Origin of the sequence: Citrobacter sp. MGH100, assembly GCF_001034465.1 — a bacterium.
Classification (GTDB): domain Bacteria; phylum Pseudomonadota; class Gammaproteobacteria; order Enterobacterales; family Enterobacteriaceae; genus Citrobacter; species Citrobacter youngae.
Genome location: NZ_KQ089800.1, coordinates 1,032,439 through 1,058,117 on the forward strand (window position 1 = coordinate 1,032,439; position 25,679 = coordinate 1,058,117).

At 51.0% G+C, this 25,679-nt stretch carries 20 protein-coding genes and 1 pseudogene; 12 read left to right on the forward strand and 9 right to left on the reverse strand.

Features of this window, described 5'->3' with window-relative positions:
• Positions 1 to 111: 111 nt before the first annotated feature.
• The 3 genes from hrpA to aldA all read left to right on the forward strand — a co-directional run bounded on the left by hrpA (position 112) and on the right by aldA (position 6,531).
• The gene (hrpA, locus tag SK32_RS04905; RefSeq protein WP_048211567.1) at positions 112 to 4,014 is read left to right on the forward strand and encodes an ATP-dependent RNA helicase HrpA; all 3,903 of its coding nucleotides are present in this window, start codon (positions 112 to 114) and stop codon (positions 4,012 to 4,014) included.
• 80 nt (positions 4,015 to 4,094) lie between these two features.
• A complete protein-coding gene (locus SK32_RS04910; RefSeq protein WP_170927359.1) occupies positions 4,095 to 4,892 on the forward strand; it encodes a YdcF family protein in 798 nt (265 codons plus the stop codon).
• A 199-nt stretch (positions 4,893 to 5,091) separates the two neighbouring features.
• Complete coding sequence (gene aldA / locus SK32_RS04915; protein WP_048211569.1) at positions 5,092 to 6,531, forward strand: aldehyde dehydrogenase; 1,440 nt, start codon at positions 5,092 to 5,094, stop codon at positions 6,529 to 6,531.
• A gap of 41 nt (positions 6,532 to 6,572) precedes the next feature.
• Here the strand turns inward: aldA and SK32_RS04920 are convergent, their stop codons facing one another.
• Together SK32_RS04920 and gap are read right to left on the reverse strand one after the other, a co-directional pair.
• On the reverse strand, positions 6,573 to 7,499 hold the full coding sequence (locus SK32_RS04920) for an alpha/beta hydrolase (protein WP_048211570.1): 927 nt from the start codon (positions 7,497 to 7,499) through the stop codon (positions 6,573 to 6,575).
• A 126-nt stretch (positions 7,500 to 7,625) separates the two neighbouring features.
• Positions 7,626 to 8,627 carry a type I glyceraldehyde-3-phosphate dehydrogenase gene (gene gap / locus SK32_RS04925; protein WP_048211571.1) on the reverse strand — a complete coding sequence of 334 codons (1,002 nt, stop codon included), beginning with the start codon at positions 8,625 to 8,627 and terminating at the stop codon, positions 7,626 to 7,628.
• Between the two features lie 189 nt (positions 8,628 to 8,816).
• On the opposite strand from gap, the gene cybB reads away from it, so the two are divergent.
• From cybB to SK32_RS04940, 3 genes are all read left to right on the forward strand, one after another.
• Positions 8,817 to 9,347, forward strand: a complete 531-nt coding sequence (gene cybB / locus SK32_RS04930) for a cytochrome b561 (RefSeq protein WP_048211572.1) — start codon at positions 8,817 to 8,819, stop codon at positions 9,345 to 9,347.
• A gap of 171 nt (positions 9,348 to 9,518) precedes the next feature.
• Entirely contained in the window at positions 9,519 to 9,938 is a 420-nt protein-coding gene (locus SK32_RS04935; RefSeq protein WP_005126708.1) for a translesion error-prone DNA polymerase V autoproteolytic subunit, read from the forward strand.
• Between the two features lie 2 nt (positions 9,939 to 9,940).
• Positions 9,941 to 11,209, forward strand: a complete 1,269-nt coding sequence (locus SK32_RS04940; protein ID WP_048211573.1) for a Y-family DNA polymerase — start codon at positions 9,941 to 9,943, stop codon at positions 11,207 to 11,209.
• A gap of 122 nt (positions 11,210 to 11,331) precedes the next feature.
• On the opposite strand, the gene fdnI is transcribed toward SK32_RS04940, so the two are convergent.
• The 3 genes from fdnI to fdnG are packed head-to-tail and all read right to left on the reverse strand — an operon-like array spanning position 11,332 to position 15,928.
• Entirely contained in the window at positions 11,332 to 11,985 is a 654-nt protein-coding gene (gene fdnI / locus SK32_RS04945) for a formate dehydrogenase-N subunit gamma (protein ID WP_003020312.1), read from the reverse strand.
• A complete protein-coding gene (gene fdxH / locus SK32_RS04950; RefSeq protein WP_048211574.1) occupies positions 11,978 to 12,865 on the reverse strand; it encodes a formate dehydrogenase subunit beta in 888 nt (295 codons plus the stop codon). Before fdxH ends, fdnI begins: the two co-directional genes overlap by 8 nt.
• A gap of 12 nt (positions 12,866 to 12,877) precedes the next feature.
• Positions 12,878 to 15,928 carry a formate dehydrogenase-N subunit alpha gene (gene fdnG / locus SK32_RS04955; RefSeq protein WP_075551375.1) on the reverse strand — a complete coding sequence of 1,017 codons (3,051 nt, stop codon included), beginning with the start codon at positions 15,926 to 15,928 and terminating at the stop codon, positions 12,878 to 12,880.
• 291 nt (positions 15,929 to 16,219) lie between these two features.
• Between fdnG and SK32_RS24365 the strand changes: the two are divergent.
• The 6 genes and pseudogenes from SK32_RS24365 to SK32_RS04980 all read left to right on the forward strand — a co-directional run.
• Positions 16,220 to 16,291: pseudogene (locus tag SK32_RS24365) on the forward strand (DUF4113 domain-containing protein); the annotation flags it as partial.
• 176 nt (positions 16,292 to 16,467) lie between these two features.
• A complete protein-coding gene (gene rclC / locus SK32_RS04960) occupies positions 16,468 to 17,067 on the forward strand; it encodes a reactive chlorine resistance membrane protein RclC (RefSeq protein WP_048212582.1) in 600 nt (199 codons plus the stop codon).
• A 34-nt stretch (positions 17,068 to 17,101) separates the two neighbouring features.
• Positions 17,102 to 17,380 (forward strand): DUF302 domain-containing protein, encoded by a 279-nt coding sequence (locus SK32_RS23985; protein WP_053065219.1) that lies wholly within the window; start codon positions 17,102 to 17,104, stop codon positions 17,378 to 17,380.
• 121 nt (positions 17,381 to 17,501) lie between these two features.
• Positions 17,502 to 17,777 carry a metal/formaldehyde-sensitive transcriptional repressor gene (locus SK32_RS04970; protein WP_003833178.1) on the forward strand — a complete coding sequence of 92 codons (276 nt, stop codon included), beginning with the start codon at positions 17,502 to 17,504 and terminating at the stop codon, positions 17,775 to 17,777.
• A 32-nt stretch (positions 17,778 to 17,809) separates the two neighbouring features.
• Positions 17,810 to 18,928, forward strand: coding sequence for an S-(hydroxymethyl)glutathione dehydrogenase/class III alcohol dehydrogenase (locus tag SK32_RS04975; protein WP_048211575.1), 1,119 nt, complete (start codon positions 17,810 to 17,812; stop codon positions 18,926 to 18,928).
• 169 nt (positions 18,929 to 19,097) lie between these two features.
• A complete protein-coding gene (locus SK32_RS04980; RefSeq protein WP_048211576.1) occupies positions 19,098 to 20,786 on the forward strand; it encodes a methyl-accepting chemotaxis protein in 1,689 nt (562 codons plus the stop codon).
• 49 nt (positions 20,787 to 20,835) lie between these two features.
• Here the strand turns inward: SK32_RS04980 and SK32_RS04985 are convergent, their stop codons facing one another.
• Genes SK32_RS04985 through SK32_RS05000 form a run of 4 tightly spaced genes read right to left on the reverse strand, consistent with a single transcriptional unit; the run spans position 20,836 to position 25,660 of the window.
• Positions 20,836 to 21,933 carry a fimbrial protein gene (locus SK32_RS04985; protein WP_048211577.1) on the reverse strand — a complete coding sequence of 366 codons (1,098 nt, stop codon included), beginning with the start codon at positions 21,931 to 21,933 and terminating at the stop codon, positions 20,836 to 20,838.
• Complete coding sequence (locus tag SK32_RS04990) at positions 21,933 to 22,520, reverse strand: fimbrial protein (protein WP_048211578.1); 588 nt, start codon at positions 22,518 to 22,520, stop codon at positions 21,933 to 21,935. The genes SK32_RS04985 and SK32_RS04990 overlap by 1 nt, the downstream gene beginning before the upstream one ends.
• An 8-nt stretch (positions 22,521 to 22,528) precedes the next feature.
• Positions 22,529 to 23,071, reverse strand: coding sequence for a fimbrial protein (locus SK32_RS04995; RefSeq protein WP_048211579.1), 543 nt, complete (start codon positions 23,069 to 23,071; stop codon positions 22,529 to 22,531).
• Positions 23,072 to 23,074: 3 nt separating this feature from the next.
• Entirely contained in the window at positions 23,075 to 25,660 is a 2,586-nt protein-coding gene (locus SK32_RS05000) for an outer membrane usher protein (protein WP_048211580.1), read from the reverse strand.
• Between the last annotated feature and the right edge of the window lie 19 nt (positions 25,661 to 25,679).

The following is a 25,679-nucleotide window of genomic DNA, read 5'->3' on the forward strand; positions in this document are numbered from 1 at the left end:
TCGAATCCTATGTTCGAAATTATTGAACAACACATGAAAAGCGCCGATGTGGTACTCTATACCTATCATCTACAAGAGATTTAACCCGGCAGAGCACTGCCCTCTAACGCTATGACAGAACAACAAAAATTAACCTTCAACATGCTGCAGCAACAGCTGGACTCACTGATGCTGCGCGACAGACAGCGTTTTGCCCGCCGCCTGCACGGCGTGAAGAAGGTTAAAAATCCTGATGCACAACAGGCCATTTACCAGGAGATGGCGAAAGAGATCGCGCAGGCAGCAGGTAAAGTCGTGCTGCGCGAAGCGGCGCGTCCGGAGATTACCTATCCGGAAAACCTGCCCGTCAGCCAGAAAAAACAGGATATTCTGGACGCAATTCGCGATCATCAGGTGGTGATTGTTGCTGGCGAGACCGGCTCGGGGAAAACCACCCAGTTACCCAAAATCTGTATGGAACTGGGGCGCGGGGTAAAAGGGCTGATCGGCCATACCCAGCCGCGTCGTCTGGCGGCGCGCACCGTGGCGAACCGTATTGCGGAAGAGCTGCAGACCGAGCCGGGCGGCTGTATTGGTTATAAAGTGCGTTTCAGCGATCATGTCAGTGATAACACTATGGTCAAGCTGATGACGGACGGTATCCTGCTGGCGGAAATCCAACAGGATCGGCTGCTAATGCAGTACGACACCATCATCATCGATGAAGCGCATGAACGCAGTCTGAATATCGACTTTCTGCTCGGCTATCTGAAAGAACTTCTGCCGCGTCGCCCGGATCTAAAAATTATCATCACTTCGGCGACCATCGACCCGGAGCGTTTTTCAAAGCATTTCAATAACGCGCCGATTATCGAAGTCTCCGGTCGAACGTACCCGGTGGAAGTGCGTTATCGCCCGATTGTTGAAGATGCAGATGACACTGAGCGTGACCAACTGCAGGCAATTTTTGATGCCGTAGATGAGTTAGGCCGTGAAAGTCAGGGCGATATTCTGATCTTCATGAGCGGCGAGCGCGAAATTCGCGATACTGCGGATGCGCTGAATAAGCTGGATTTGCGCCATACCGAAGTGCTACCGCTCTATGCGCGTCTTTCAAACAGTGAGCAGAACCGCGTATTCCAGTCGCACAGCGGCCGCCGTATCGTGCTGGCTACCAACGTGGCGGAAACCTCGCTAACCGTGCCGGGGATCAAATATGTAATTGACCCGGGCACTGCGCGTATCAGCCGTTACAGCTACCGTACTAAAGTCCAGCGTTTGCCGATTGAACCGGTGTCGCAGGCTTCTGCGAACCAGCGTAAAGGCCGCTGCGGTCGTGTTTCGGAAGGGATCTGTATTCGCCTGTATTCCGAAGACGATTTCCTGTCGCGCCCGGAGTTTACCGACCCGGAGATCCTGCGTACCAACCTGGCATCCGTTATTTTGCAGATGACTGCGCTGGGACTGGGGGATATCGCGGCATTCCCGTTCGTTGAAGCACCGGATAAACGCAATATTCAGGACGGGGTACGCCTGCTCGAAGAGCTGGGGGCGATAACCACCGACGAACAGGCAACCGCTTACAAGTTAACGCCGTTGGGCCGTCAGCTGTCGCAACTGCCGGTGGATCCGCGTCTGGCGCGCATGGTGCTGGAAGCGCAAAAACATGGCTGCGTACGTGAAGCGATGATCATTACCTCGGCGCTGTCCATTCAGGACCCGCGCGAGCGTCCAATGGACAAGCAACAGGCTTCTGACGAGAAACACCGCCGCTTCCACGACAAAGAGTCTGATTTCCTCGCGTTTGTGAACCTGTGGAACTATCTTGGCGAGCAGCAAAAAGCGCTGTCGTCAAACCAGTTCCGTCGCCAGTGCAAACTTGATTTTCTGAACTACCTGCGCGTGCGAGAGTGGCAGGATATCTACACGCAACTGCGCCAGGTAGTGAAAGAGTTGGGTATTCCGGTTAACAGCGAACCTGCTGAGTATCGGGAAATTCACGTTGCGCTGTTGACCGGGTTACTTTCGCATATCGGGATGAAAGATGCCGATAAACAGGAATTTACCGGCGCGCGTAACGCCCGCTTCTCGATCTTCCCCGGTTCTGGGTTGTTTAAAAAACCACCGAAATGGACGATGGTGGCGGAGTTGGTGGAAACCAGCCGCCTGTGGGGACGTATTGCCGCACGTATCGATCCCGAGTGGGTGGAGCCGGTTGCCCAGCATCTGATCAAACGTTCATACAGTGAACCGCACTGGGAACGCGCGCAGGGTACTGTAATGGCGACAGAAAAGGTCACCGTTTACGGCTTACCGATTGTGGCCGCCCGTAAGGTGAACTACAGCCAGATCGATCCAGTCCTGTCGCGTGAACTGTTCATCCGCCATGCGTTGGTGGAAGGCGACTGGCAAACTCGCCATGCGTTTTTCCGTGACAACCTCAAGCTGCGTGCGGAAGTGGAAGAGTTAGAGCACAAATCACGCCGTCGCGACATTCTGGTCGATGATGAGACGCTGTTTGAGTTTTACGACCAGCGCATCAGCCATGATGTGGTTTCTGCCCGCCACTTTGACAGCTGGTGGAAGAAGGTTAGCCGCGAGACACCGGATCTGCTCAACTTTGAAAAGAGCATGCTCATCAAAGAGGGCGCGGAGAAAATCAGCAAGCTGGATTACCCGAACTTCTGGCATCAGGGCAATCTCAAACTGCGCCTGAGCTATCAGTTTGAACCCGGCGCTGATGCGGATGGCGTGACCGTGCATATTCCGCTGCCGCTGCTTAACCAGATCGAAGAGAGCGGTTTTGAATGGCAAATTCCGGGGCTGCGCCGTGAACTGGTGATCGCCCTGATTAAATCACTGCCAAAACCGGTACGGCGTAACTTTGTGCCGGCACCGAACTATGCGGAAGCATTTTTAGGTCGTGTGACGCCGCTGGAACTGCCGCTGCTGGATTCGCTGGAGCGTGAACTGCGCCGCATGACCGGCGTCACCGTTGACCGTGACGACTGGCACTGGGATCAGGTGCCCGATCACCTAAAAATCACCTTCCGGGTCGTGGATGATAAGAACAGGAAGCTGCAGGAAGGGCGTTCGCTGCAGGATTTGAAAGATGCGCTGAAGGGCAAAGTTCAGGAAACGCTGTCTGCGGTGGCGGATGACGGTATTGAACAGAGCGGATTGCACATCTGGAGCTTCGGTCAACTACCGGAAAGTTACGAGCAAAAACGCGGCAACTATAAAGTCAAAGCGTGGCCTGCGCTGGTGGATGAGCGTGACAGCGTTGCCATCAAACTGTTTGATAATCCGCTGGAGCAACAGCAGGCGATGTGGTGCGGTTTACGCCGCCTGTTGTTGCTGAATATTCCATCACCTATCAAATATTTACACGAGAAACTGCCTAATAAAGCGAAGCTGGGGCTGTATTTTAACCCGTATGGCAAAGTGCTGGATTTGATTGACGACTGTATCTCCTGCGGTGTGGATAGACTTATCGACGCTAACGGCGGCCCGGTGTGGACGGAAGAGGGCTTTGCGGCGTTGCACGAAAAAGTGCGGGCTGAGCTGAATGACACAGTGGTCGATATTGCGAAGCAGGTCGAACAGATCCTGACGGCGGTATTTAATATCAACAAACGTCTGAAAGGGCGTGTGGATATGACCATGGCGCTGGGGCTTTCGGATATCAAAGCGCAAATGAGCGGGCTGGTGTACCGTGGATTTGTCACCGGCAATGGATTCAAACGTCTGGGCGATACGTTGCGTTATTTGCAGGCCATTGAAAAACGGCTGGAGAAACTGGCGATTGATCCACACCGCGATCGGGCGCAGATGCTGAAAGTAGATAGTGTGCAGCAGGCCTGGCAGCAGTGGTTCAATAAACTGCCGCCCGCGCGGCGTGAAGATGATGATGTCAAAGAGATCCGCTGGATGATAGAAGAGCTGCGAGTCAGCTATTTTGCCCAGCAGCTTGGCACACCATATCCGATCTCCGATAAACGTATTCTGCAGGCGATGGAGCAGATTACGGGGTGACGCGATGCTGGACTGTAGGGCGGATAAGGCATAGCCGCCATCCGGCATCTGTACCCGGTAAAGAATAAACACCAGGAGTTATGAGTATGAGTCAGTTCCCGATACTTTCCGCAGCCACCCTTGCGGCGATAAATACCGTAGGGCGATGGTTGGCGCAGAATGATTTTATGGAGAACATCACCGTTCAGTCAGACTGCGTGATTCTGGCGGGCAACGCGGTTATTCCGACCATCGACGCCGCCTGTCGGATCGCGAAAGAACAACAGGTTCCCTTATTGATTAGCGGTGGCATCGGTCATTCTACGCGCTTTCTGTATGACGCGATTGCAGAGCATCCTCGCTATAACATCATCCGCACCAGCGGACGAGCAGAAGCTGCGATCCTGGCTGATATTGCGCACCAGTTCTGGCAAATTCCGGGTGAGACGATTTGGGTGGAAGACCAGTCAACAAACTGCGGTGAGAATGCACGCTTTAGTTGTGCCTTACTGAACCAGGCGACAGAAAATATTCACACGGTCATTGTGGTGCAGGACCCTACAATGCAACGCCGCACGATGGCGACGTTTCAGCGTGTAACCCGTGATTTTCTGCAGGCGCCGCGCTGGTTGAGTTTTCCCGGTTTTATCCCTGAGTTGACTCTACAGAACGGTGGTGTGGATTTCGCGCCAACTGCGGAGGGGCTGTGGTCTGTGGATCGCTATCTTTCACTGATTACCGGCGAATTGCCGAGACTGCGCGATGATGCAACCGGCTATGGCCCTCGTGGTCGTGATTTTATCGCCCATGTTGATATTCCGCAGAATGTTGAGGATGCATGGTTGCATCTGCAAAACGATACGGCGCTGACTGACCTGCTGGCGAGCCGATCGCTGTAATCTTTGCTGCCCGTTTGTCGGCGTTTTGTCGCAAACGGGCATAAATCCTGCCTGTTTTTTCCCTCCGCCATGACATTACCAGATGCTTTTATGAAGCGGCTCACAGAACGACAATTCCAGCAGTAATGCGTCATGCATGATTGGTGTTAATTAACAATAGTTTTACTTGTTAAAAACAAATCAATCACAGGAGAAGCGCATGTCAGTACCCGTACAACATCCTATGTATATTGATGGGCAGTTTGTGACCTGGCACGACGATGCCTGGATTGATGTCATCAATCCAGCGACCGAAGAGCTGATCTCGCGTATTCCCGATGGGCGTGCCGAAGATGCGCGTAAAGCAATCGATGCCGCACAGCGTGCTCAGCCGCAATGGGAAGCCCTGCCTGCTATTGAACGGGCGAACTGGTTACGCAAAATTTCTGCGGGCATCCGTCAGCGAGCCGCTGAAATCAGTGCGTTGATTGTGGCGGAAGGTGGAAAAATACAGCAACTGGCCGAGGTCGAAGTCTCATTTACCGCCGACTATATCGATTACATGGCTGAGTGGGCGCGTCGCTATGAAGGCGAGATCCTGCAAAGCGATCGCCCGGGTGAGAATATCCTGCTGTTTAAGCGTGCACTGGGCGTGACGACGGGCATTCTGCCGTGGAACTTCCCGTTTTTCCTGATTGCCCGCAAACTGGCTCCCGCCTTGCTGACGGGGAATACCATTGTCATTAAGCCGAGTGAATTCACACCGAATAACGCCATCGCCTTTGCCAAAATTGTTGATGACATTGGTTTACCGCGCGGGGTCTTTAATCTGGTGCTGGGACGCGGTGAAACGGTCGGTCAGGAACTGGCCGGAAACCCGAAGGTGGCGATGGTGAGTATGACCGGCAGCGTCGGCGCTGGAGAGAAAATTATGGCCGCAGCGGCCAAAAACATCACTAAAGTTTGTCTGGAGTTGGGTGGTAAAGCTCCGGCTATCGTGATGGACGATGCTGACCTTGAGCTGGCGGTGAAGGCCATTGTTGACTCGCGGGTGATCAATACCGGACAGGTATGCAACTGTGCTGAGCGCGTATACGTTCAGAAAGGTATCTATGACCAGTTCGTTAATCGTCTGGGAGAGGCAATGAAAGCCGTGCAGTTTGGCAATCCGGCCGAACGCAATGACATTGCGATGGGGCCGCTGATTAACGCCGCTGCGCTGGATCGTGTGGAGCAGAAAGTCGCACGAGCGGTGCAGGAAGGGGCCAGAGTGGTGCTGGGCGGTAAGGCTGTTGTCGGCAAAGGTTATTACTACCCGCCGACGTTACTGTTAGACGTGCGCCAGGAGATGGCGATTATGCACGAGGAGACGTTTGGTCCTGTGCTGCCAGTGGTGGCGTTTAATACGCTGGAAGAGGCGCTGACGATGGCTAATGACAGCGACTACGGTCTGACCTCATCGATCTATACGCAGAATCTGAATACGGCAATGAAGGCGATTAAGGGGCTGAAGTTTGGCGAAACCTACATTAATCGAGAAAACTTCGAGGCGATGCAGGGCTTCCACGCTGGCTGGCGTAAGTCCGGGATTGGCGGGGCTGATGGTAAACATGGTCTGAACGAATACCTGCAAACGCAAGTGGTGTATCTGCAGTCCTAAGTTTTTCGCCGGGTGAGTCTGTACGCCACCCGGCGCCATCCTCACACTTTAGTGGCTACCCAGTTCATCATCATTTCCGGCCAGATGGCCAGCGGTAACCCTTGAGTATCCCGAATACCGAAGCCGTGTTTGCCGCGTTCAAACAGATGCATTTCAACAGGAACCCCCTGTGCGCGAAGCGCATTAAAAAATGCCAGACTGTTTTCGACTTTCACCGCCGGATCGTCAATGGCATGCAGCAGGAATGTTGGCGGCGTCGTGTTCTCAACCCGTTCTTCAAGTGAATAGCAATGCAGGTCCTTTTCTTCGGGGGTCGTGCCAACTAATTCAAGGCGAGAGCCTGGGTGAGCGATATTCTCACGCAGGCTAATCACCGGATAGACCAGCGCCATGAACGCGGGGCGGGCGGGTTGTTCGTCTACGCTATCGAGGGGCGTATAAACCGATTCAGCAAAACGTGTTCCCAGGCTGGCTGCCACATGACCGCCGGAGGAAAAGCCCAGTATACCGATACGATAAGGATCGATTCCCCATTCATGTGCGTTAGCCCGAATGTAGCGCATAGCGCGTTGGGCATCGGCCAACGGTGCGTTTGACGCTTCCTCGTGACCATCCCCCGGCAAGCGATAGGTCATGACAAACAGAGTATAACCGCGGGCATTAAAAAAGGGCGCCAGCGCACTGCCTTCTTTGTCCAGCACTACGCGTCGATAAGAGCCGCCGGGGGTGACAAGTATTCCCACACCATTCGGTTTTGCGGGGGCGTAGACGGTGATTTCTGGGGCACGAATACCGGTTACCGCACGATCGTAATGAGAGGTTCCCGTATGTCTGGGTTCGGGGGTAAATACCGCATCGCTGTTTTTTGCTCCGGGGGCTTCACCCATTGGCCAGACTGAGACGGTGGCGGCGTGGGCAACGGCTTGCGCGATCATAGTTTCTAACGTTTCTCGACTCAGTGCTTCCATTACTGTGCTCCCTTTGTGGCAAAGGTTAGCTATAGCACACTTAATGGGTTGAAAACGGGGAGAGACTCACAACGTATTGAATTAGCGGGAAATGAAACGAGGCGGAGGCGATCCTCCGCCATAACACTAAAGCGTGATAAATTTATCCAACGTACGGATAAATTGGGTGACAAAACCGTACTCGTTATCGTACCAGGCCACGGTTTTTACCAGTTGCAGATCGCCCACTTCGGTGATCTCGGTTTGTGTTGCATCAAATACTGAACCGAAATGTGAGCCAATGACATCTGACGAGACAATTTCTTCGTCGGTATAGCCGAATGATGCATTGTTCAGCGTTGCCTTTTTCAGCGCGTCGTTAACCTCTTCCGCAGTGACTTTTTTACCCAGAATCGACACCAGTTCCGTAACGGATCCGGTTTTTACCGGAACACGCTGGGCGTGACCTTTTAATTTCCCGCTCAGGGCCGGGATCACCAGACCAATCGCCTTCGCCGCACCGGTGGTATGAGGAATGATATTTTCTGCTGCCGCGCGTGAGGCGCGCAGATCTTTCCCGCGAGGGCCATCAACCAGTGATTGCGTTCCGGTGTAAGCATGGATAGTGGTCATGGTGCCAAGCTGAATACCGAAGCTGTCATGCAGCGCTTTTGCCATCGGCGCCAGGCAGTTGGTGGTGCACGACGCGACAGAGATAATCCGATCGCTGGCATCCATCGTGTCGTCGTTGACGTTAAAGACAATGGTTTTCATATCCCCAGCCGGGGCGGATATCAGCACTTTTTTGGCCCCGGCATCCAGGTGCGCGTTGGCTTTTTCTGTTGAGGTATAAAAACCGGTGCATTCGATGATGATCTCTGCGCCAGTCGTTTTCCACGGAATATTTTTGGCCTCTTTTTCGGCGTAAACGGCAATTTTTTTACCATCGACAATCAGTGCGTCCTCGGTAAAGTCGACGCTCCAGGGAAACGGGCCGTAGTTTGAATCGTGTTTTAACAGATAAGCGAGGATTTTCGGTGAGGTGAGGTCATTGATAGCGACGACCTCCACGCTGCTTTTGACCTCCAGTAGCCGACGCAATACCAGACGACCGATACGACCAAAACCGTTAATGCCAATTTTATTCATGGTTTTCTCCTGTCAGGATGAGACGGTACGACATATTTTCCCTACCAGGCATAGTCCAGTCAGGCATCCGCGGCAATAGCTGTTTTTGCGGTTAAACGTAACTGACTGAAAATGGGTGAACAAAACTTAATGAATTTTTAACAAAAGCCCGTTATGTTGACGCATTATTGTTTTGATTCGAGAAGTGTTATGGGGAAGAAGTATTCTGGCCTGCAAATTGGCATTCACTGGCTGGTCTTTTTGTTGGTCATTGTGGCCTACAGTGCCATGGAGTTTCGCGGATTTTTTCCGCGCAGCTATCGTCCCGGGTTCAACATGGTGCATGTTTCCTGTGGTATCACAATCTTAGCGTTGATGGTGGCGCGTCTGCTGGTCAGACTTAAGTATCCGGCACCACCGATTGAACCAAAACCGAAGCCGATGATGATAGGCATGGCGCATCTGGGGCATCTGGTTATCTATTTGCTGTTTATTGCGCTGCCGATTATTGGCCTGGTGATGATGTATAACCGGGGAAATCCGTGGGTTGCATTCGGCATTGTTATGCCACATGCGGCAGAAGCCAATTTTGAACTGGCCGATATGCTGAAATCATGGCACGAAACGCTGGCAAACCTGGGTTATTTTGTCATTGGCCTGCATGCCGCCGCGGCTCTGCTACATCACTATTTCTGGAAGGATAATACGTTGTTGCGCATGATGCCGCGAAAACGTTCCTGAGGTAATGCCCCGCAAATGTGGGGCATTTTTTTAGCCGATTATTTTTCCAGACATCATAAAAGCTTATCGACAAGATGGTTAAACAACGCTCAATTCGCCACACTTGTCACTTGATCGCTGTCCTTATTAAAACTACTGTATATAAATACAGTTAATGAGGGGCAGATTATTATGTTGTTTTTCCAGCCTGCGGAACGCCGCGAAATTAAACACTTTCCGCTATTTAGCGATCTTGTGCCTTGCGGTTTTCCATCTCCGGCACAGGACTACGTTGAGAAACGTATCGACCTCAATGACCTGCTGGTACGGCATCCCAGCGCAACCTATTTTGTTAAATCATCTGGCGACTCCATGAGGGGCGCGGGGATCGGCGAGGGCGATTTGCTGATTGTCGACAGCGCCAGAAAGCCTGCCCATGGAGATATCGTTATTGCCGCTATTGAGGGCGAATTCACCGTTAAACGTCTGCAATTACACCCAGTTATCATGCTGAAGCCAGAGAACAGCGCCTACGCGCCGATCATGATTAGCAGCGAGGACACGCTGGATATATTTGGTGTGGTGACATTTATCGTTAAAGCCGCGGGCTGATTATGTTTGCCCTGGTGGATGTTAATTCATTTTATGCCAGCTGTGAGTCGGCATTCCGGCCCGATCTGAAGGGCAAACCCGTTGTCGTTCTTTCAAATAACGATGGCTGTGTCATTGCCAGTAGCGCGGAGGCAAAAGCGCTTGGCGTTAATATGGGCGCGCCATACTTCAAACAGAAAGATCTGTTCAGGCGCTATGGCGTGTTCTGTTTTAGTTCGAACTACGAATTGTATGCGGATATGAGCAGCAGGGTGATGTCGATTCTGGAGGAGTTGTCGCCGCGCGTGGAGATGTACAGTATTGATGAAGCCTTTTGCGATTTAACGGGCGTGCGAAACTGCCGGGACCTTACGGATTTTGGTCGGGAAATCAGAGCAACCATTTTACAGAAAACACGCCTCAAGGTTGGGGTTGGTATCGCCCAGACCAAAACCCTGGCCAAGCTGGCTAACCATGCTGCCAAAAAGTGGCAGGAACAGACTGGCGGGGTGGTGGATCTCTCGAATATTGAGCGTCAGCGTAAGCTGATGACTGCGCTCCCGGTTGATGAAGTCTGGGGTGTTGGACGCCGTATCAGTAAAAAACTGGACGCTATGGGCATTAAAACGGTCTGCGACCTGGCAGATACCGATATTCGCTTTATCCGCAAACATTTCAACGTTGTGCTTGAGCGCACTGTGCGGGAATTGCGCGGTGAACCTTGCCTGGAGCTGGATGAGTTTGCGCCAGTTAAGCAGGAAATTATCTGCTCAAGATCGTTTGGTGAAAAACTCACGGATTACAACGCGATGAGAGAGGCAATTTGTACCTATGCTTCACGTGCTGCGGAAAAGCTGCGCAGAGAGCACCAGTACTGCCGGTTTATCTCTACGTTTATCAAAACCAGTCCGTTTGTTCTGAATGAACCTTATTACGGTAACAGCGCATCGATAAAACTGCTGACACCAACCCAGGATAGTCGGGAAATTACAAGGGCGGCCACATGTAGCCTGGACGCAATATGGCGAGAGGGGCTACGTTATCAAAAAGCAGGGGTCATGCTGGGCGATTTTTTTAGCTCAGGTGTTGCACAGTTGAATCTTTTTGATGACAACGCTCCACGGCATAACAGCGATAAGCTGATGGCCGTTCTGGATACGCTCAATGCTGAAAAGGGTAAAGGAACGCTCTATTTTGCCGGACAAGGTATACAACAACCGTGGGCGATGAAGCGAGATATGCTCTCACCGCGTTATACCACGAGATACAGTGATTTGCTGCGGGTTGGGTAGGGTTTGTTCATTATTGAATGGAGGGCCTTTTATTTGCCTGATAATCAGGTCTCGCAGCGCCGTAGCATATCACTGGGCCATTGAGAGAATAAGACCGCTGAATAACAGCGGCCTTATTGCTTTTATTTAGATTCTAATTCCGGTGCTTTTTCTTCAGTAAGTTCAACCTCACGGTACCAGCGAGGATGGTGTTTCTTCGCCCAGCGTCGACTCACTTTCCCTTCGATCATACCTTTAATTGAACCTTTTACCCAAAACGCCATGTACATATGGATCAGAATGGCGTGGATCAGCACAATGGCTGCTGTCGCGTGGATTAACAAACTCCAACGAACAATGTTAATTGAGAAATAATGGGCAAAGTAGGGCCTCCAGATAATAACGCCGGTAATCAGTAATACCAGAATCAGGCTCATGATGCTCCAGAACATCATTTTCTGTCCGGCGTTGTATTTCCCCACATCAGCGACTTTATGTTCATTCCCCTTCAGTACCTCAACGATGCCCTTAATCCAGGGAAGATCCTGTTTATCGGGAATATTGTGGTGTACAAAACGGACGAACATAAACATCAGCACGATGAAAATCATTACCCCGAAAAACGGATGTAGAATTCGCCCCATTTGCGGTGTACCGAAAGTTTCGGTGAGCCATTGCAACGTCGGGAAGAACAGCGCAATACCGGAAAGCGACACCAGGAAGAAGCTTATTACCACCGTCCAGTGACAAGCACGGTCGATGAATTTGGTGCGCAGAATCATTTTGCTTTTACTCATGACCGTTCTCCTCTTCATCATCATCCGTCTCTTTGTTTGGGCCGACTCCCACGTAGTGGTAAATCAGCCCGGCAAAGGTGGCGATAAATCCGGCGGCGGAGAGTGGTTTTAAAATCCCCTTCCAGAGGTTCACTGGTGCGGCGATTTTGGGCTCATCCGGCAGATTGTGGTACAGCGATGGTTGATCCGCGTGATGAAGTACATACATCACGTGGGTGCCGCCGACCCCTTGCGGGTTGTAGATGCCCGCATTGGCATAGCCGCGTTTTTTCAACTGCGCCACGCGAGTTTCCGCTACATTGAGCATCTCTTTTTTGGTGCCAAACTGGATAGCGCCGGTCGGGCAAGTTTTCACGCAGGCTGGTTCCTGGCCTATACTCACCCGGTCAACGCACAACGTACATTTGTAGACCCGGTTATCTTCGGGATTAAGTCGCGGAATATTGAACGGGCAGCCAGCAATGCAGTAGCCACAGCCAATACAGTGCTCGGACTGAAAGTCGACAATCCCGTTGGCATACTGAATGATTGCTCCAGCGGATGGACAGGCTTTCAAACAGCCGGGATCGGCGCAGTGCATGCAGCCGTCTTTGCGGATCAGCCATTCCAGCTTGTCGTTCTGGGTGGTTTCGCTAAAGCGCATCACCGTCCAGGACTTAGCGCTGAGATCGGTCGGGTTGTCGTAGACGCCGTTGCAGTAGCCCACTTCATCGCGAATATCGTTCCACTCTGAGCAGGCGACCTGACAGCCTTTACAGCCAATACAGGTAGTGACATCAATTAATTTTGCCACTTCTGCACGGTAATCCCGCGCCTGGGGCGGCGGCGTGATGCTGTTCGTCGCCGAGCGTTTAATAATATCTTGTGATTGCATAGCCATGAGTTCCCTTCCTTACGCTCGCTCGATGTTGACCAGAAACGCTTTATACTCCGGTGTTTGCGAGTTCGCGTCACCCACCGATGGCGTTAACGTATTGGCGAGGAACCCTTTGCGTGTGGCGCCTTCAAAGCACCAGTGACAAGGGATACCGATAGTATCGACCTGCTTACCATCGATCGTCAGCGTTTGCAGACGTTTGGTGACCACCGCCTTCGCTTTGATAAAGCCGCGTTTCGACATCACTTTCACCGTATCACCTGCCGCAATGCCTTTTTTGCTCGCCAGCGCCTCACCGATTTCGATGAATTGATCGGGTTGAGCGATGGCGTTGAGCAGCGCATGTTTGGTCCAGTGGCGGAACAGTTCGGTAATGGAGTAAGTGGTGGCGACGTACGGAAAGGCATCCGCTTTACCCATATTGGCGATATCGTCATGGTAGATACGCGCAACCGGGCTGGATACAACATCCGGGTGCAGTGGGTTGGTACCAATAGGCGACTCAATGGGTTCGTAATGTTCCGGGAATGGCCCGTCGTTCATTTTGTTGATGGAGAACAGGCGCGCTACGCCTTCCGGGTTCATGATAAACGGACCAACGTTGCTGCCCGGCGCGGCCTGGCCGTAGTCGGCTACGTCCATACCGGCCCATTTTTTGCCATCCCAATGCAGCAGGACACGTTTGGGATCCCACGGTTTTCCTGATGGGTCGGCCGAAGCGCGATTGTAGAGAATACGGCGGTTGGCAGGCCATGACCACGCCCAGCCTGGTGTGCAGCCCAGACCATACGGATCGCTGTTGTCGCGATTGGCCATCTGGTTGCCTTGTTCTGTCCAGCTTCCGCAGTAGACCCAGCAGAAACTGCTGGTCGAGCCATCATCGCGCAACTGTGCAAAACTGCTGAGCTGCTGGCCTTTTTTGGCTATAAGCTGGCCTTTGTCATCATAAAGGTCTTCAAGCGCCTGACCATTTGCTTCACGCGCAATCTCTTCTGGGTGTGGGTCGTATGGATCTTTATAATTCCAGGCAATATTCAACAAGGGTTGCGGATTCGCTCCACCTTCCTGCTGATACAGCTCGCGTAGGCGCATAAACAGGCGCCCAAGGATCTTCCCGTCATGTAAGGCTTCACCTGGTGGTTCTGCCGCAGCCCAGTGCCACTGTAACCAACGCCCGGAGTTAGCGATTGAACCATTTTCTTCAGCAAAGCAGGAAGAGGGCAGACGGAAAACTTCGGTCTGAATATCTGCCGGGTTTACATCGTTCATCTCGCCATGATTTTGCCAAAAATTGGACGACTCAGTGACCAGCGGATCGATAACCACCATATATTTCAGTTTTGAAAGCGCGCGAGTTGATTTGTTTTTATCTGGAAACGCCGCCAGCGGATTGAAGCCCTGAACGATGTAACCATTAATCTTCCCTTCGAGCATCAATTCAGCCTGGGTCATTACGTCATACAGGCGATCCCATTTAGGTAGCCAGTCGTAGCCCCAGTTATTTTCCACTGTTGCATTGTCGCCCCAGAAACTTTTCATCATGCTAACAAAGAACTTCGGCGTATTTTGCCAGTAATTGACCTCATTCACGCCTAACGCAGGCGGCGTGATTTGCGAAATATAGGTCTGGTAGTCTGGCTGTTTTTCCGACGGCAGCGGCATATAGCCCGGCAGGTTCGTCGACAACAAGCCAAGATCGGTATAGCCCTGAATATTGGAGTGGCCACGTAAGGCGTTAACGCCACCGCCCGCCATGCCTATATTACCCAGTAGCAACTGGAGCATAGCGGCGGCGCGGATAATCTGTGCCCCGGCGGAGTGGTGTGTCCAACCCAACGCATACAGAATAGTAGCGGTGCGGTCAGGCACGCTGGTGCTGGCGAGAATTTCGCAGATACGATTGAAATCTGCCACTGAGGTCCCACACAACCGGTTAACCATTTCTGGCGTATAGCGGTCGACGTGGGCTTTCAGCAAATTCCACACGCAGCGTGGATGAGACAATGTTTCATCACGCAGGGCATTACCCTGTTCGTCAAGCTGATAGAACCAGCTCGATTTATCGTACTGGCGTTTTTTGTCGTCATAGCCACTGAACAAGCCGTCGTCGAACTGATAGTCATCACGTATTATAAGGCTGGCGTTAGTGTAGTGGCGCACATAGTCGTGCTGCACCTGGTTGTTTTCCAGCAGATAACGGATTACACCGAGCAGGAATGCGGTGTCGGAACCTGCGCGTATTGGCGCATACAGATCGGCGACCGCGGCGCTACGGTTAAAGCGCGGGTCGACTACCACTACGGTGGCGTCGTTTTTAGTTTGCGCTTCGACCACCCATTTAAAGCCTACCGGATGTGCCTCAGCGGCATTGCCGCCCATAATAAGCACTACGTTGGCATTTTTAATATCGACCCAGTTGTTGGTCATTGCACCGCGCCCAAAGGTCGGAGCCAGCGCTGACACGGTTGGCCCGTGACACAGGCGTGCCTGGCAGTCGATGGCCACCATCCCGAGGCTACGGGTGAATTTACCGTCCAGAATCCCGGTTTCATTGCTTGCCGCTGAGGAACATAGCATGCCCGTAGTGGACCACCGGTTGACGGTAACGCCCTGGGCATTTTTCTCAATAAAGTTGGCATCACGATCATCTTTCATGAGTCGGGCAATACGATTGATCGCATCATCCCAGCTAATGCGCTGCCATTTATCCGAACCCGGTGCACGATATTCGGGATACTGCAGACGGGTTTCACTATGAATGTAATCCAGCACGCCAGCGCCTTTAGGGCACAACGATCCACGGCTCACCGGATGATCCGGATCGCCTTCAATATGGTAGATACTTTCTTTGACGTTTTTGGCTGTATCGCCAAGGCTGTACATCAGCATGCCGCAGCCTACTGAGCAGTACGTACAGTTATTACGTGTCTCTTTTGCTTTTAAGAGTTTGTATTGACGGGTTTCCGCGTGAACGGAAAAAGATGATAAGAATCCGAGAGATGCAACAGTTGTTCCTGCCATACCGCCCGCGCAGATTCGAAAGAACTGCCTCCGGCTGAGCTCCATTTTTTTCTCCAGCTTAAACTTAAGACATGAAAAAGTATGGTTATTGTAAGGTTAAATTGTTTTATAAACCATTAACTTTTAGTGGTTATTGACGTGAGAGGGTATTAGTGCTGTAAGCCTGGGGGTATGGATTGGTAAAAATTGATCATGTCAGGTTGGTTGCCGGTACGCACGGCGAACTGAATCTTTTTGACGACAACCTCCCGCGGCATAACAGCGATAAACTGATGGAGATATCTGGATACGCTTAATGCTGAAAAGGGTAAAGGAATGCTCTACTTTGCCGGATAAGGGATACAGCAACCGTGGGCGATGAAGAGAGACATGCGTTCACCATGTTATACAACGATTTGTTGCGAGTAGTTTGATAGCCAAACCGAAAGACAAGGAGTTCATTCCACTCAACCGAACTTATCCATAGTCTATATTTTGACCTTTCCAGACGGTCAAACAAAAATTATAGATTCCTGAACATATAGGCATATAAATAACAAGGCTATAAAGGTCGTGATTTCTACAACACAGGACTTCTGGATATGATGGATAAACTATACCAATATGTTTCAACGAAAGAAAACGTGGGAATAAATGTTTGTCGCATTTCTATTGCCATTGTATTTATGTGGATAGGATTGTTGAAGTTCATTCCCTATGAAGCAGATAGCATTGTTCCTTTTGTAGCTAATAGCCCATTTATGTCTTTCTTTTATAACGATCCGAGTAATTATACTCAGTTTATGAACCATGAGGGCGAATTAATAGAGGCTAACCGCGCATGGCATCATACGAATAATACTTATGGGTACTCTACCGGACTTGGTATTGTTGAAGTCATTTTCTCATTATTAATTCTTGCTCATTATGTATCACCAAAAATCGGCTTTTGGGGGGCAACACTTGCCTTCTTAACTCCTTTTGTCACTTTGACATTCCTGATATTTACACCAGAAACATGGGTAAGTGGCCAGGATGCTCATACCGGATTTCCCTATCTTTCTGGTGCCGGGCGACTAGTCTTAAAAGACACGATAATGATGGCTGCGGGCCTTATTGCGATGGTGCATTCGGCCAAATGTATTCTTGCACATAATCAGCATGAGAGAGATTATACCGGCAAAGTATCCGCTGGTCTTAGATAGCTTTCCAGACTATCGTTAAATTAAGGATATTGTGATGCTTCGGTCTATAAAAAATATATTTATTACAGCTGCACTGTATCTGCTTATGACGGTAACCAGTCATGCTGCCAACACCGGGAATACCATGATCAAAACGTATAGTACTTATAATTACCAGCAGACCAGTGAGCATCTTATAGCTGCCATTGAGAGTAATAATCTTGTTTTGTTTGGAGAATTTGATCATGCGAAAGAGGCTAAAAATGCCGGACTAACTGCGGCAATTCAACCCTTAAAAAATCTGGAAAAATTAGTTCAGAAAGCCATTCAGTGACCTGGCGACCAGGTCTCATCTGACGAGGTCTGGTCGTCACCCCCTCATTAAATAGATGTTATTTTTTTACAATTACATAAAAATTCTGATAGTATACCCCCCTATAGTATCTGGAGGACGTATGCCGCATTCACCTGAAGATAAGAAACGCATTCTCACCCGTGTACGCCGTATTCGCGGCCAGGTTGATGCGCTTGAGCGCGCGCTGGAGTCCGGCGAGCCGTGTCTGGCGATCCTGCAACAAATTGCCGCTGTGCGCGGCGCATCCAATGGCCTGATGGGCGAAATGGTTGAGATCCACCTGAAAGATGAACTGGTCAGCGGGGAGACTACCCCAGACCAGCGTGCTGTGCGCATGGCTGAAATCGGCCATCTTCTGCGCGCTTATCTAAAATAACACCATCACCTCGCAATAATGGGAAGAGACAAATGAAATCACGCGCAGCAGTTGCATTCGGCCCCGGTCAGCCGTTAAAAATTGTCGAGATCGACGTCGCACCGCCAAAGAAAGGTGAAGTGCTGGTTAAAATTACCCACACAGGCGTGTGCCATACTGACGCTTTTACACTCTCTGGCGACGATCCGGAAGGAGTGTTTCCGGCGGTACTCGGCCATGAAGGCGGGGGTATCGTGGTTGAAGTGGGTGAGGGCGTCACCAGTCTGAAACCTGGCGATCATGTGATCCCGCTGTACACCGCAGAGTGCGGCGAGTGCAAGTTCTGTAAATCGGGTAAAACTAACTTGTGTCAGGCCGTGCGTGCGACACAGGGCAAAGGTCTGATGCCGGATGGCACAACGCGCTTCTCGTATAACGGCGAGCCGATTTATCACTATATGGGCACCAGTACCTTCAGTGAATACACCGTTTGCGCAGAGATCTCGCTGGCGAAGGTTAACCCGCAGGCTCCACTGGATAAAGTGTGTCTGCTGGGCTGTGGCGTAACCACCGGGATCGGAGCGGTCCATAACACCGCGAAAGTGAAAGAAGGCGATACCGTGGCCGTATTTGGTCTGGGCGGTATTGGCCTGGCGGTGATTCAGGGCGCGGTACAGGCGAAAGCCGGGCGTATTCTGGCCGTTGATACTAATCCGGAAAAATTCAAGCTGGCGGGTGAAATGGGCGCGACCGATTTCATCAACCCGAACGATTACGATAAGCCGGTGCAGGACGTGATTGTTGAGCTCACCGACGGTGGCGTGGACTTTAGCTTTGAGTGTATCGGCAACGTTAACGTGATGCGTGCGGCGCTGGAGTGTTGCCATAAAGGGTGGGGTGAAAGCATCATCATTGGCGTGGCGGGTGCTGGTCAGGAGATCAAAACACGTCCGTTCCAGTTAGTAACCGGGCGCGTGTGGCGCGGTTCCGCGTTTGGCGGTGTAAAAGGGCGCACCCAGTTGCCGGGTATGGTCGAAGAAGCAATGAGCGGAAAAATTCAGTTAGATCCGTTTATTACGCATCGCCTGCCGCTGGAGCAGATCAACGACGCGTTTGATTTAATGCATCAGGGTAAATCCATCCGTACCGTTATCCATTTTGGTGATAACTGATTCATTGGCCAGCGGATTTCACCGCTGGCACTTTCCTGAATTTCTTTGAATGATGTTGTGAAAGTGTGACGAATCCGGCGCTTTTCACGGTAAGTAAACTTCCCGGATTGCCGATGACTATCTAACGGGCGTGTTTTCACGCATAAACCCTACAAGAGAGTCGACGGTCATGGACAACACTACATCGATGCAAGCCCAGCATAAACTGGGCTTTCTGCATCAAATCCGGCTGGTTCCGCTGTTTTCCTCCATTCTCGGTGGCATCCTTCTGCTGTTCGCCTTAAGTTCCGGGCTGGCAGGTTATTTTCTTATGCAGGCCGATCGCGATCAGCGCGATGTAACCGATGAGATTCAGGTTCGGATGGGGTTATCTAACAGCTCTAACCACTTACGCACCGCGCGTATCAACATGATCCATGCTGGTGCGGCGAGCCGTATTGCTGAAATGGATGACATGAAGGCCAGTATTGCCGAGGCAGAAAAACGTATTAAGCAATCGCAGGACGGTTTTAATACCTATATGGCGCGTGCGGTGAAAACCACTGACGGAGAGGCGTTAGACGCTGAACTGAGCGCCAATTTCAAAGCCTATATCGACGGCTTACAGCCTATGCTGAAGTACGCTAAAAACGGTATGTTCGAGGCGATCATCAACCATGAAAATGAACAGGCCAGACCGCTGGACTCTGCTTACAACAAGGTGTTGTTAAAGGCGATCGATATTCGTACCGCCAGGGCGAATCAGTTAAGCGAACAGGCGCACCAACGTACACAGCTTGGCATGGCCTTTATGCTGGGCGCATTCGTTCTTGCGCTGGCGCTGACCGTGATGACGTTCATTGTTTTGCGCCGTACCGTTATTCATCCTTTGTTACGTGCGGCCCAGCGTATTGAGCAAATTTCAGCGGGCGATCTGACGATGCCGGAGGAACCAACCGGGCGCAGCGAAATTGGTCGCCTGAGCCGTCATCTGCAAACAATGCAACGATCGCTTGGGAAAACGGTGGGCACGGTACGTCAGGGGGCGGAAGAAATCTACCGTGGTACCAGTGAGATTTCTGCGGGCAATACCGATCTTTCTTCACGAACTGAACAACAGGCCGCGGCGATTGAACAAACGGCGGCCAGCATGGAAGAACTGACGGCTACGGTGAAGCAAAACGCCGACAACGCGCATCATGCGAGCACGCTGGCGGAAGATGCGTCCGGCAAGGCCAGCCGGGGCGGTCAGATGGTCTCTGGCGTGGTTAAAACCATGGGGAATATCTCAACAAGTTCGAAGAAAATCTCCGAAATTACCGCCGTTATAAACAGCATTGCCTTCCAGACCAATATCCTGGCGCTGAACGCAGCGGTCGAAGCGGCGCGGGCAGGCGAGCAGGGGAGAGGGTTTGCCGTCGTAGCCAGTGAGGTACGTACGTTAGCAAGCCGCAGCGCCCAGGCGGCAAAAGAGATAGAAGGGTTGATCAGCGAATCAGTCCGACTGATTGACCAGGGATCCGGAGAAGTGGTCGCGGCAGGCAATACGATGACGGATATTGTCGATGCGGTAAAACGTGTCACCGACATTATGCTGGAAATTGCGGCGGCCTCTGATGAACAAAGCCGGGGTATCGTCCAGGTAAGCCAGGCGATTTCAGAGATGGATAAGGTCACGCAGCAAAACGCCTCACTGGTTGAAGAAGCATCGGCCGCTGCGGCCTCTCTTGAAGAGCAGGCCGCACGCTTAACGGAAGCCGTCGGCACATTCCGTTTAACCGGGACAAGCGCAATTAAACGCGTTACACCTGCCGTTAATCCATCGGTTTCACTGCCAAAATCAAACACGGTAAATACGGATAACTGGGAAACATTCTGACAGGTCAGTCATCCGGTAATACGATTCTTTGTATTACCGGATTTCTTATTTATTTGTACGTCGCGCTGAGGGTGCCTACGGCGGTGAAGGCTCCGGGGGTGTAGTCATCACAGGTACTGTTGTTGCTGGCGGAGGTACAGGTGAGTAATCCGGCCATGGTGATATCTTTCGCCGTTACGATGGAACCAAAGTCGATGGACACTGAAGAATTTGTGTCATTCGCCGACAGATATTGCCGGGACGATCCCTCGTAAGAAACCGCCACTCCCCGTCCGCCCGCTGCTGAGGTGCCAGTCGTGGTATTGGCGAGAATAGACAACCCGCTATTATCATAAGCCGCTTTGGTCGACGTCAGTTTAAGGGTAACCCCTGAAGCATTAACGCAGTTGCTATTTTTCAAGGTGAAGGTTTTTCGTGGTTTGTCATTACCCACATCGCCAAAGTCGATGGTGGTGGGGGAAACGGATAGGTTACAGGTTGGCGCGGCGAATTTTACGGTGAATGAAGAAGCGTTTACTGTGGCGACAATCTGTTGACTGGTTATATTTTCATCTCCTGCTTTAAACCTACCTACCTCACCATTTATGACCGGATGCGCTTCACCATTACCTATTGAGGAAACCACCCCACGTTGCCAAACCTCGACGTATAATCCAACAGAAAAACTTCCATCTGCAGCATTATCGATCTCACGTGTCCAACTCGTATTAGACGGAATATAAGCTGTATATTTAGCACTAATAGAATTAGCTATGTAAATGTTATAATATATTCCGGGTATGCTCGTTGGAAAAAAAACTCTATTGTAGCTATATTTTGTACTGCCGCTGGTACTGGTATAACTATCGGATTGCGTACCGCTTGTTACTGTGGTCATTCCATAAAAATCAGAACCATCATTACCTGTATTACAGACTAAGTTACCATACTTTCCTGCACTTAATGTCCCCAATAACACGGGTGTTGTACTGGATGGGTTATAACTATTAACAACTAACGTTCCCGCGCTTACCGTGCTGGTATTAATTGTTTCAAAATAACACTCCTTGGCCTGCACCTGATATGAATAAATTCCGCTCAGCAGTAATGCCACAAAAGAAATTGATCGTGAAATCATCGTACTCATATTAACCTGCCATTTATCCATTATTTGTAGCTCACGCTGATTTGCACCTGACTTAATACTCCACCTGGAGTGACCGGTTTTGATGAATCTATTTTCTGGAAGCGGGCGCGAAGGATAGGAAGGACCTTATTGTCATCGGTACCAATATAGTTACTATCGATAATAACTTCGGAAGTATTGTCTTTATTTAAAACATTTTTTCCGTCAAAAAAAGCGACAACGCCAACATTACCTGCTGCGGTTGTTGATTTAACTCGCCCTGTTGGCCCTGTATATTCATTAGGGAAGATCTGGTTACCGGTTAGCTGCGCCTTTTGCGGTTTGATGCTCATTACCAGAGATTTGGCAACGGACCCTGAGTCGCAGCTCAGAGTAAGCATTTGCCCTGCTAAGGTTACGTTTCCCTGCGCAGTGGCAGATAAATCCGCCCATGCGCCACCCGCAGAGAATTCGCTTGCGTCCAGGTCACCTAAATCCATATCAGAAGCGGCAATATAACAGCTACCGGTAACCAGCTCCGCCTTAACCGTTAATACATTTGTATTGGTACTGATTGCGGCCCATAGCGGTGTGGATATCAGCAATAAGACTGTTGGGATAAATTTCATGGTGGCTCCTACTGATAGGTGGTAGTGAACGTCAACGAACCGTTGAAGGTGCCACTTGTCGCGGTGGTTGAGTAAGACGTCGGACGCAGAGATAAAACCAGGTTCAGGGCCTTATTGGTGCGCTCAGTCGAGGTCCAGTCAAACGGCGTACTGCTATTGAGAACCAACAGAGAGTTTGGGGAGCCAGAACGATACAAAACCGCTGCTGCCCCGTTATCCCCACCCTTGAGTTCGGTTGGATAACCGCTGTAGACAGATGAGGCCTTAATTCCCGTTTTCATCCAGGTCACTGTCTGGTTTGTACTGGAGCCGATCGTGCAGTTGCTGTACTGCAACGAAAAATCTTTCAGCGTGTTAGCGCCCTGAGCCTCAAGTTCTGCGCGGGTTAATACACCAAAATCGATGGTCTGGTTCACCGCTTTGCTTGAACCAACAACAATATTGACGGTGCAGGTCATAGCAAGCAAATTGGCCTTAAAGTTAACCACGACATCCGCCGCAAAGAGATGCGGGCTGCATAATAGAAAAGAAACAAGCATTACCTGGCGCATAAGCTACTTTCCGGCTCCTGGCATCTGGCAAACTAACGTCTCCAGATGAATTGATTTTCCGATCATCGCGGGCGCGTCAGGGATCTGGTAGGTCACATCGCAGTAGCTTGCCGCGTCGCTCCCCCAAATAACCTTCAGGCTGCCACGTTGTTCGATCCCGCGTAAAAAGGCGCGGCCCGCCTGACCCATTGCGCCAACGGATTTTCCCTGCTCATTGAGAATGTTCGCGCCCAATGGAATGAAACTGTTATCACTACGTCTGAGCGTGACAAACACCGATTGACCTTGCTGGGTGGCGAAGGTGACTTTCACCACGGCACCATCGCGCGGAACCACGGCGGCGGAGGTATTTTTCACTTCGACGTCCGCCTTGATGGTGCTGAGATCCAGTCCGACGGTATTCTCGGCATAAGGTGAAAGACTGGTGGCAACTGCGTATCCGGCACTGTCAATCTCACCATACCCATTGGTGGTGGTCGCGCCATTTGCACCTTGCGCTTCAATAAGGGCTATGGCGCTTTGTGCGTTGACATTACCCGGTAAGAGCGTCAATCCACCGCTGTGTAACAGCACACCGCCGTTATTGTTTAGGGAATACTGCTGGTTATGATTTTTATCGACTGTAGCGGAAACGCTGGTCGATCCATGCGCGCCGTTATAAGTGGAATATCCGCTGACGGAATAGGAGTCTTCTCCCTGGCTGGCCTGGTTAGCGGTGGTGCTGAGGCTGTAGTTCCATTTATTGTTGCTACTGTTGCCGCTGGCCGTACTGGTGAAACCGTTGTTGCCGCTAAAGTCGCTATTGGCGCTGAGGTTCAGACTGGAGAATGCTGGTTGATCGTTTTGAGCGTTGCTACCAAAAGGAATACTCAACCCAACGTACAGGCTGTCATCTTCATCGCCCCATTCGTTATAACTGCGCTGCAGCGAGATATTCCACGAGATGGAGCGGAAAGTATTGCTGTAGCCCAGCGAATACTGAGACGTTTTGTCTGAGCTACCCCAGTAACTCGTCCAGGTGCCGCTGAGATAAAATGAACCGTAATCTTCACCGTTAAGGTTGATCGGTTGATTGACGTTAGCCTGAAGCTCATTCTTGGAATGGCTGTAGCTGTTGCGATACGCATCGTTACGGTTAGTATCGTGATCGTCGCTATAACTATCGATGCTATTTTGCAAAGAGATGACGTCATTAAGCGAGAGGTAATCTTTGGTGCTGTATCGATAGGCGCTAAAGCTGAAATTGGTCTGTGTTGCGTCCAGCACATTACTGTAGCTTATACGGTAACTCTGCCCCTGCAGAGCGCCAATATCTTCAAGTGAAGCGCGAGAGTGGATAACATCGACTGCGATAGCACCAAGACGCGTATTCATCGCCAGACCCAGCATCCCCGCCAGATAGTCTTCTTCCATTGACTGTATGCCGCCATACAGCGTGAAAATATCGCTCAGTCCATAATTACCGTTAGTGGTGAGCACCCAGGGAGAATCGCTGTTGCCATCGTTGTCTAATGTCCCAACGGCAAAATCCCAGTCGACTTCACCTTTGGTCATTAACTGAGCAACAGAGGCGTACGGTACGGTGAATAACCGTTTTGACCCATCAGCTTCTTCCACGGTAACGTCAAGGTCAGCGCCGTTGATTGCCACATAATAATCTTTCAGGGCAAAAGGACCTGGGGGAACGGTGGTTTCATAGATGATGCGAGACTGCTGTCGTACGGTAATTTTGGCATTACTGTTAGCCACGCCGTTGATGACGGGAACGTAGCGACCGTCATGTGGATCCATACGTTTGTCGTTATACAGATGTACGCCTTTAATGCCGATACTATCCAGTACTTCGCTGCGAGAGGTGACCTGACCCAGTTCCATTTGTGCCCGGATAGGGGGTAAATCGCGTGCCAAATAGAGGTCGTAGTTGTCCCAGGTCGCGCTATCGTCTTTTGCCCAGTTCAGCGCGCCGCTGGAACGTAACCGCCATGCTCCCAAATTGAGACCATAGCCGAGCCCCAGATAACCACTGTCAGAAGCGCTACCGTCGTTTTCACTGTGATAGCCGCTGAAGCTCCAGTTCAGTATTGCAGCAGGAATACCGGCATCCCAACGTGCGGGGTTGACATAACCCGCAGGGTGGCTGACGAGAAACAGTTGCGGAATTGTGAGCATCAGGATCTGTGAATTAGGATCGTAACTCACGCTGGATGAGGGGTAATAATCCGCCAGTATATAGCATTGCGATTCACCTTCGTCCGCATCTGCCGTGGGGAGTTTGCTTACATCAACGTTTGCTTCATCGAGCACCTCACGAGTCAGGCAGGGAGACGCGTTCGGGGTGTGGTTGTCAATAAACTGGATCTTTGCAGTTTGCTGTTGCTCACCGTTAATCCAAACGGAGACGGTATAAATACCGGGTTTCACCGGGTTGCCGCGCGCATATTGTGACACGTCGATTGTCGATTTTTTACCTGCATTGCTGAAGATAAAGTCATCGTTGAATTCAATGTAATTATCGTCAGCAAATCCTGTCTGACAAATAGCCAGTAATACCCATACTGAGGTCGCTAACCGGTGTTTTGACATCGACATAGAGCAATCCTTGCACGTG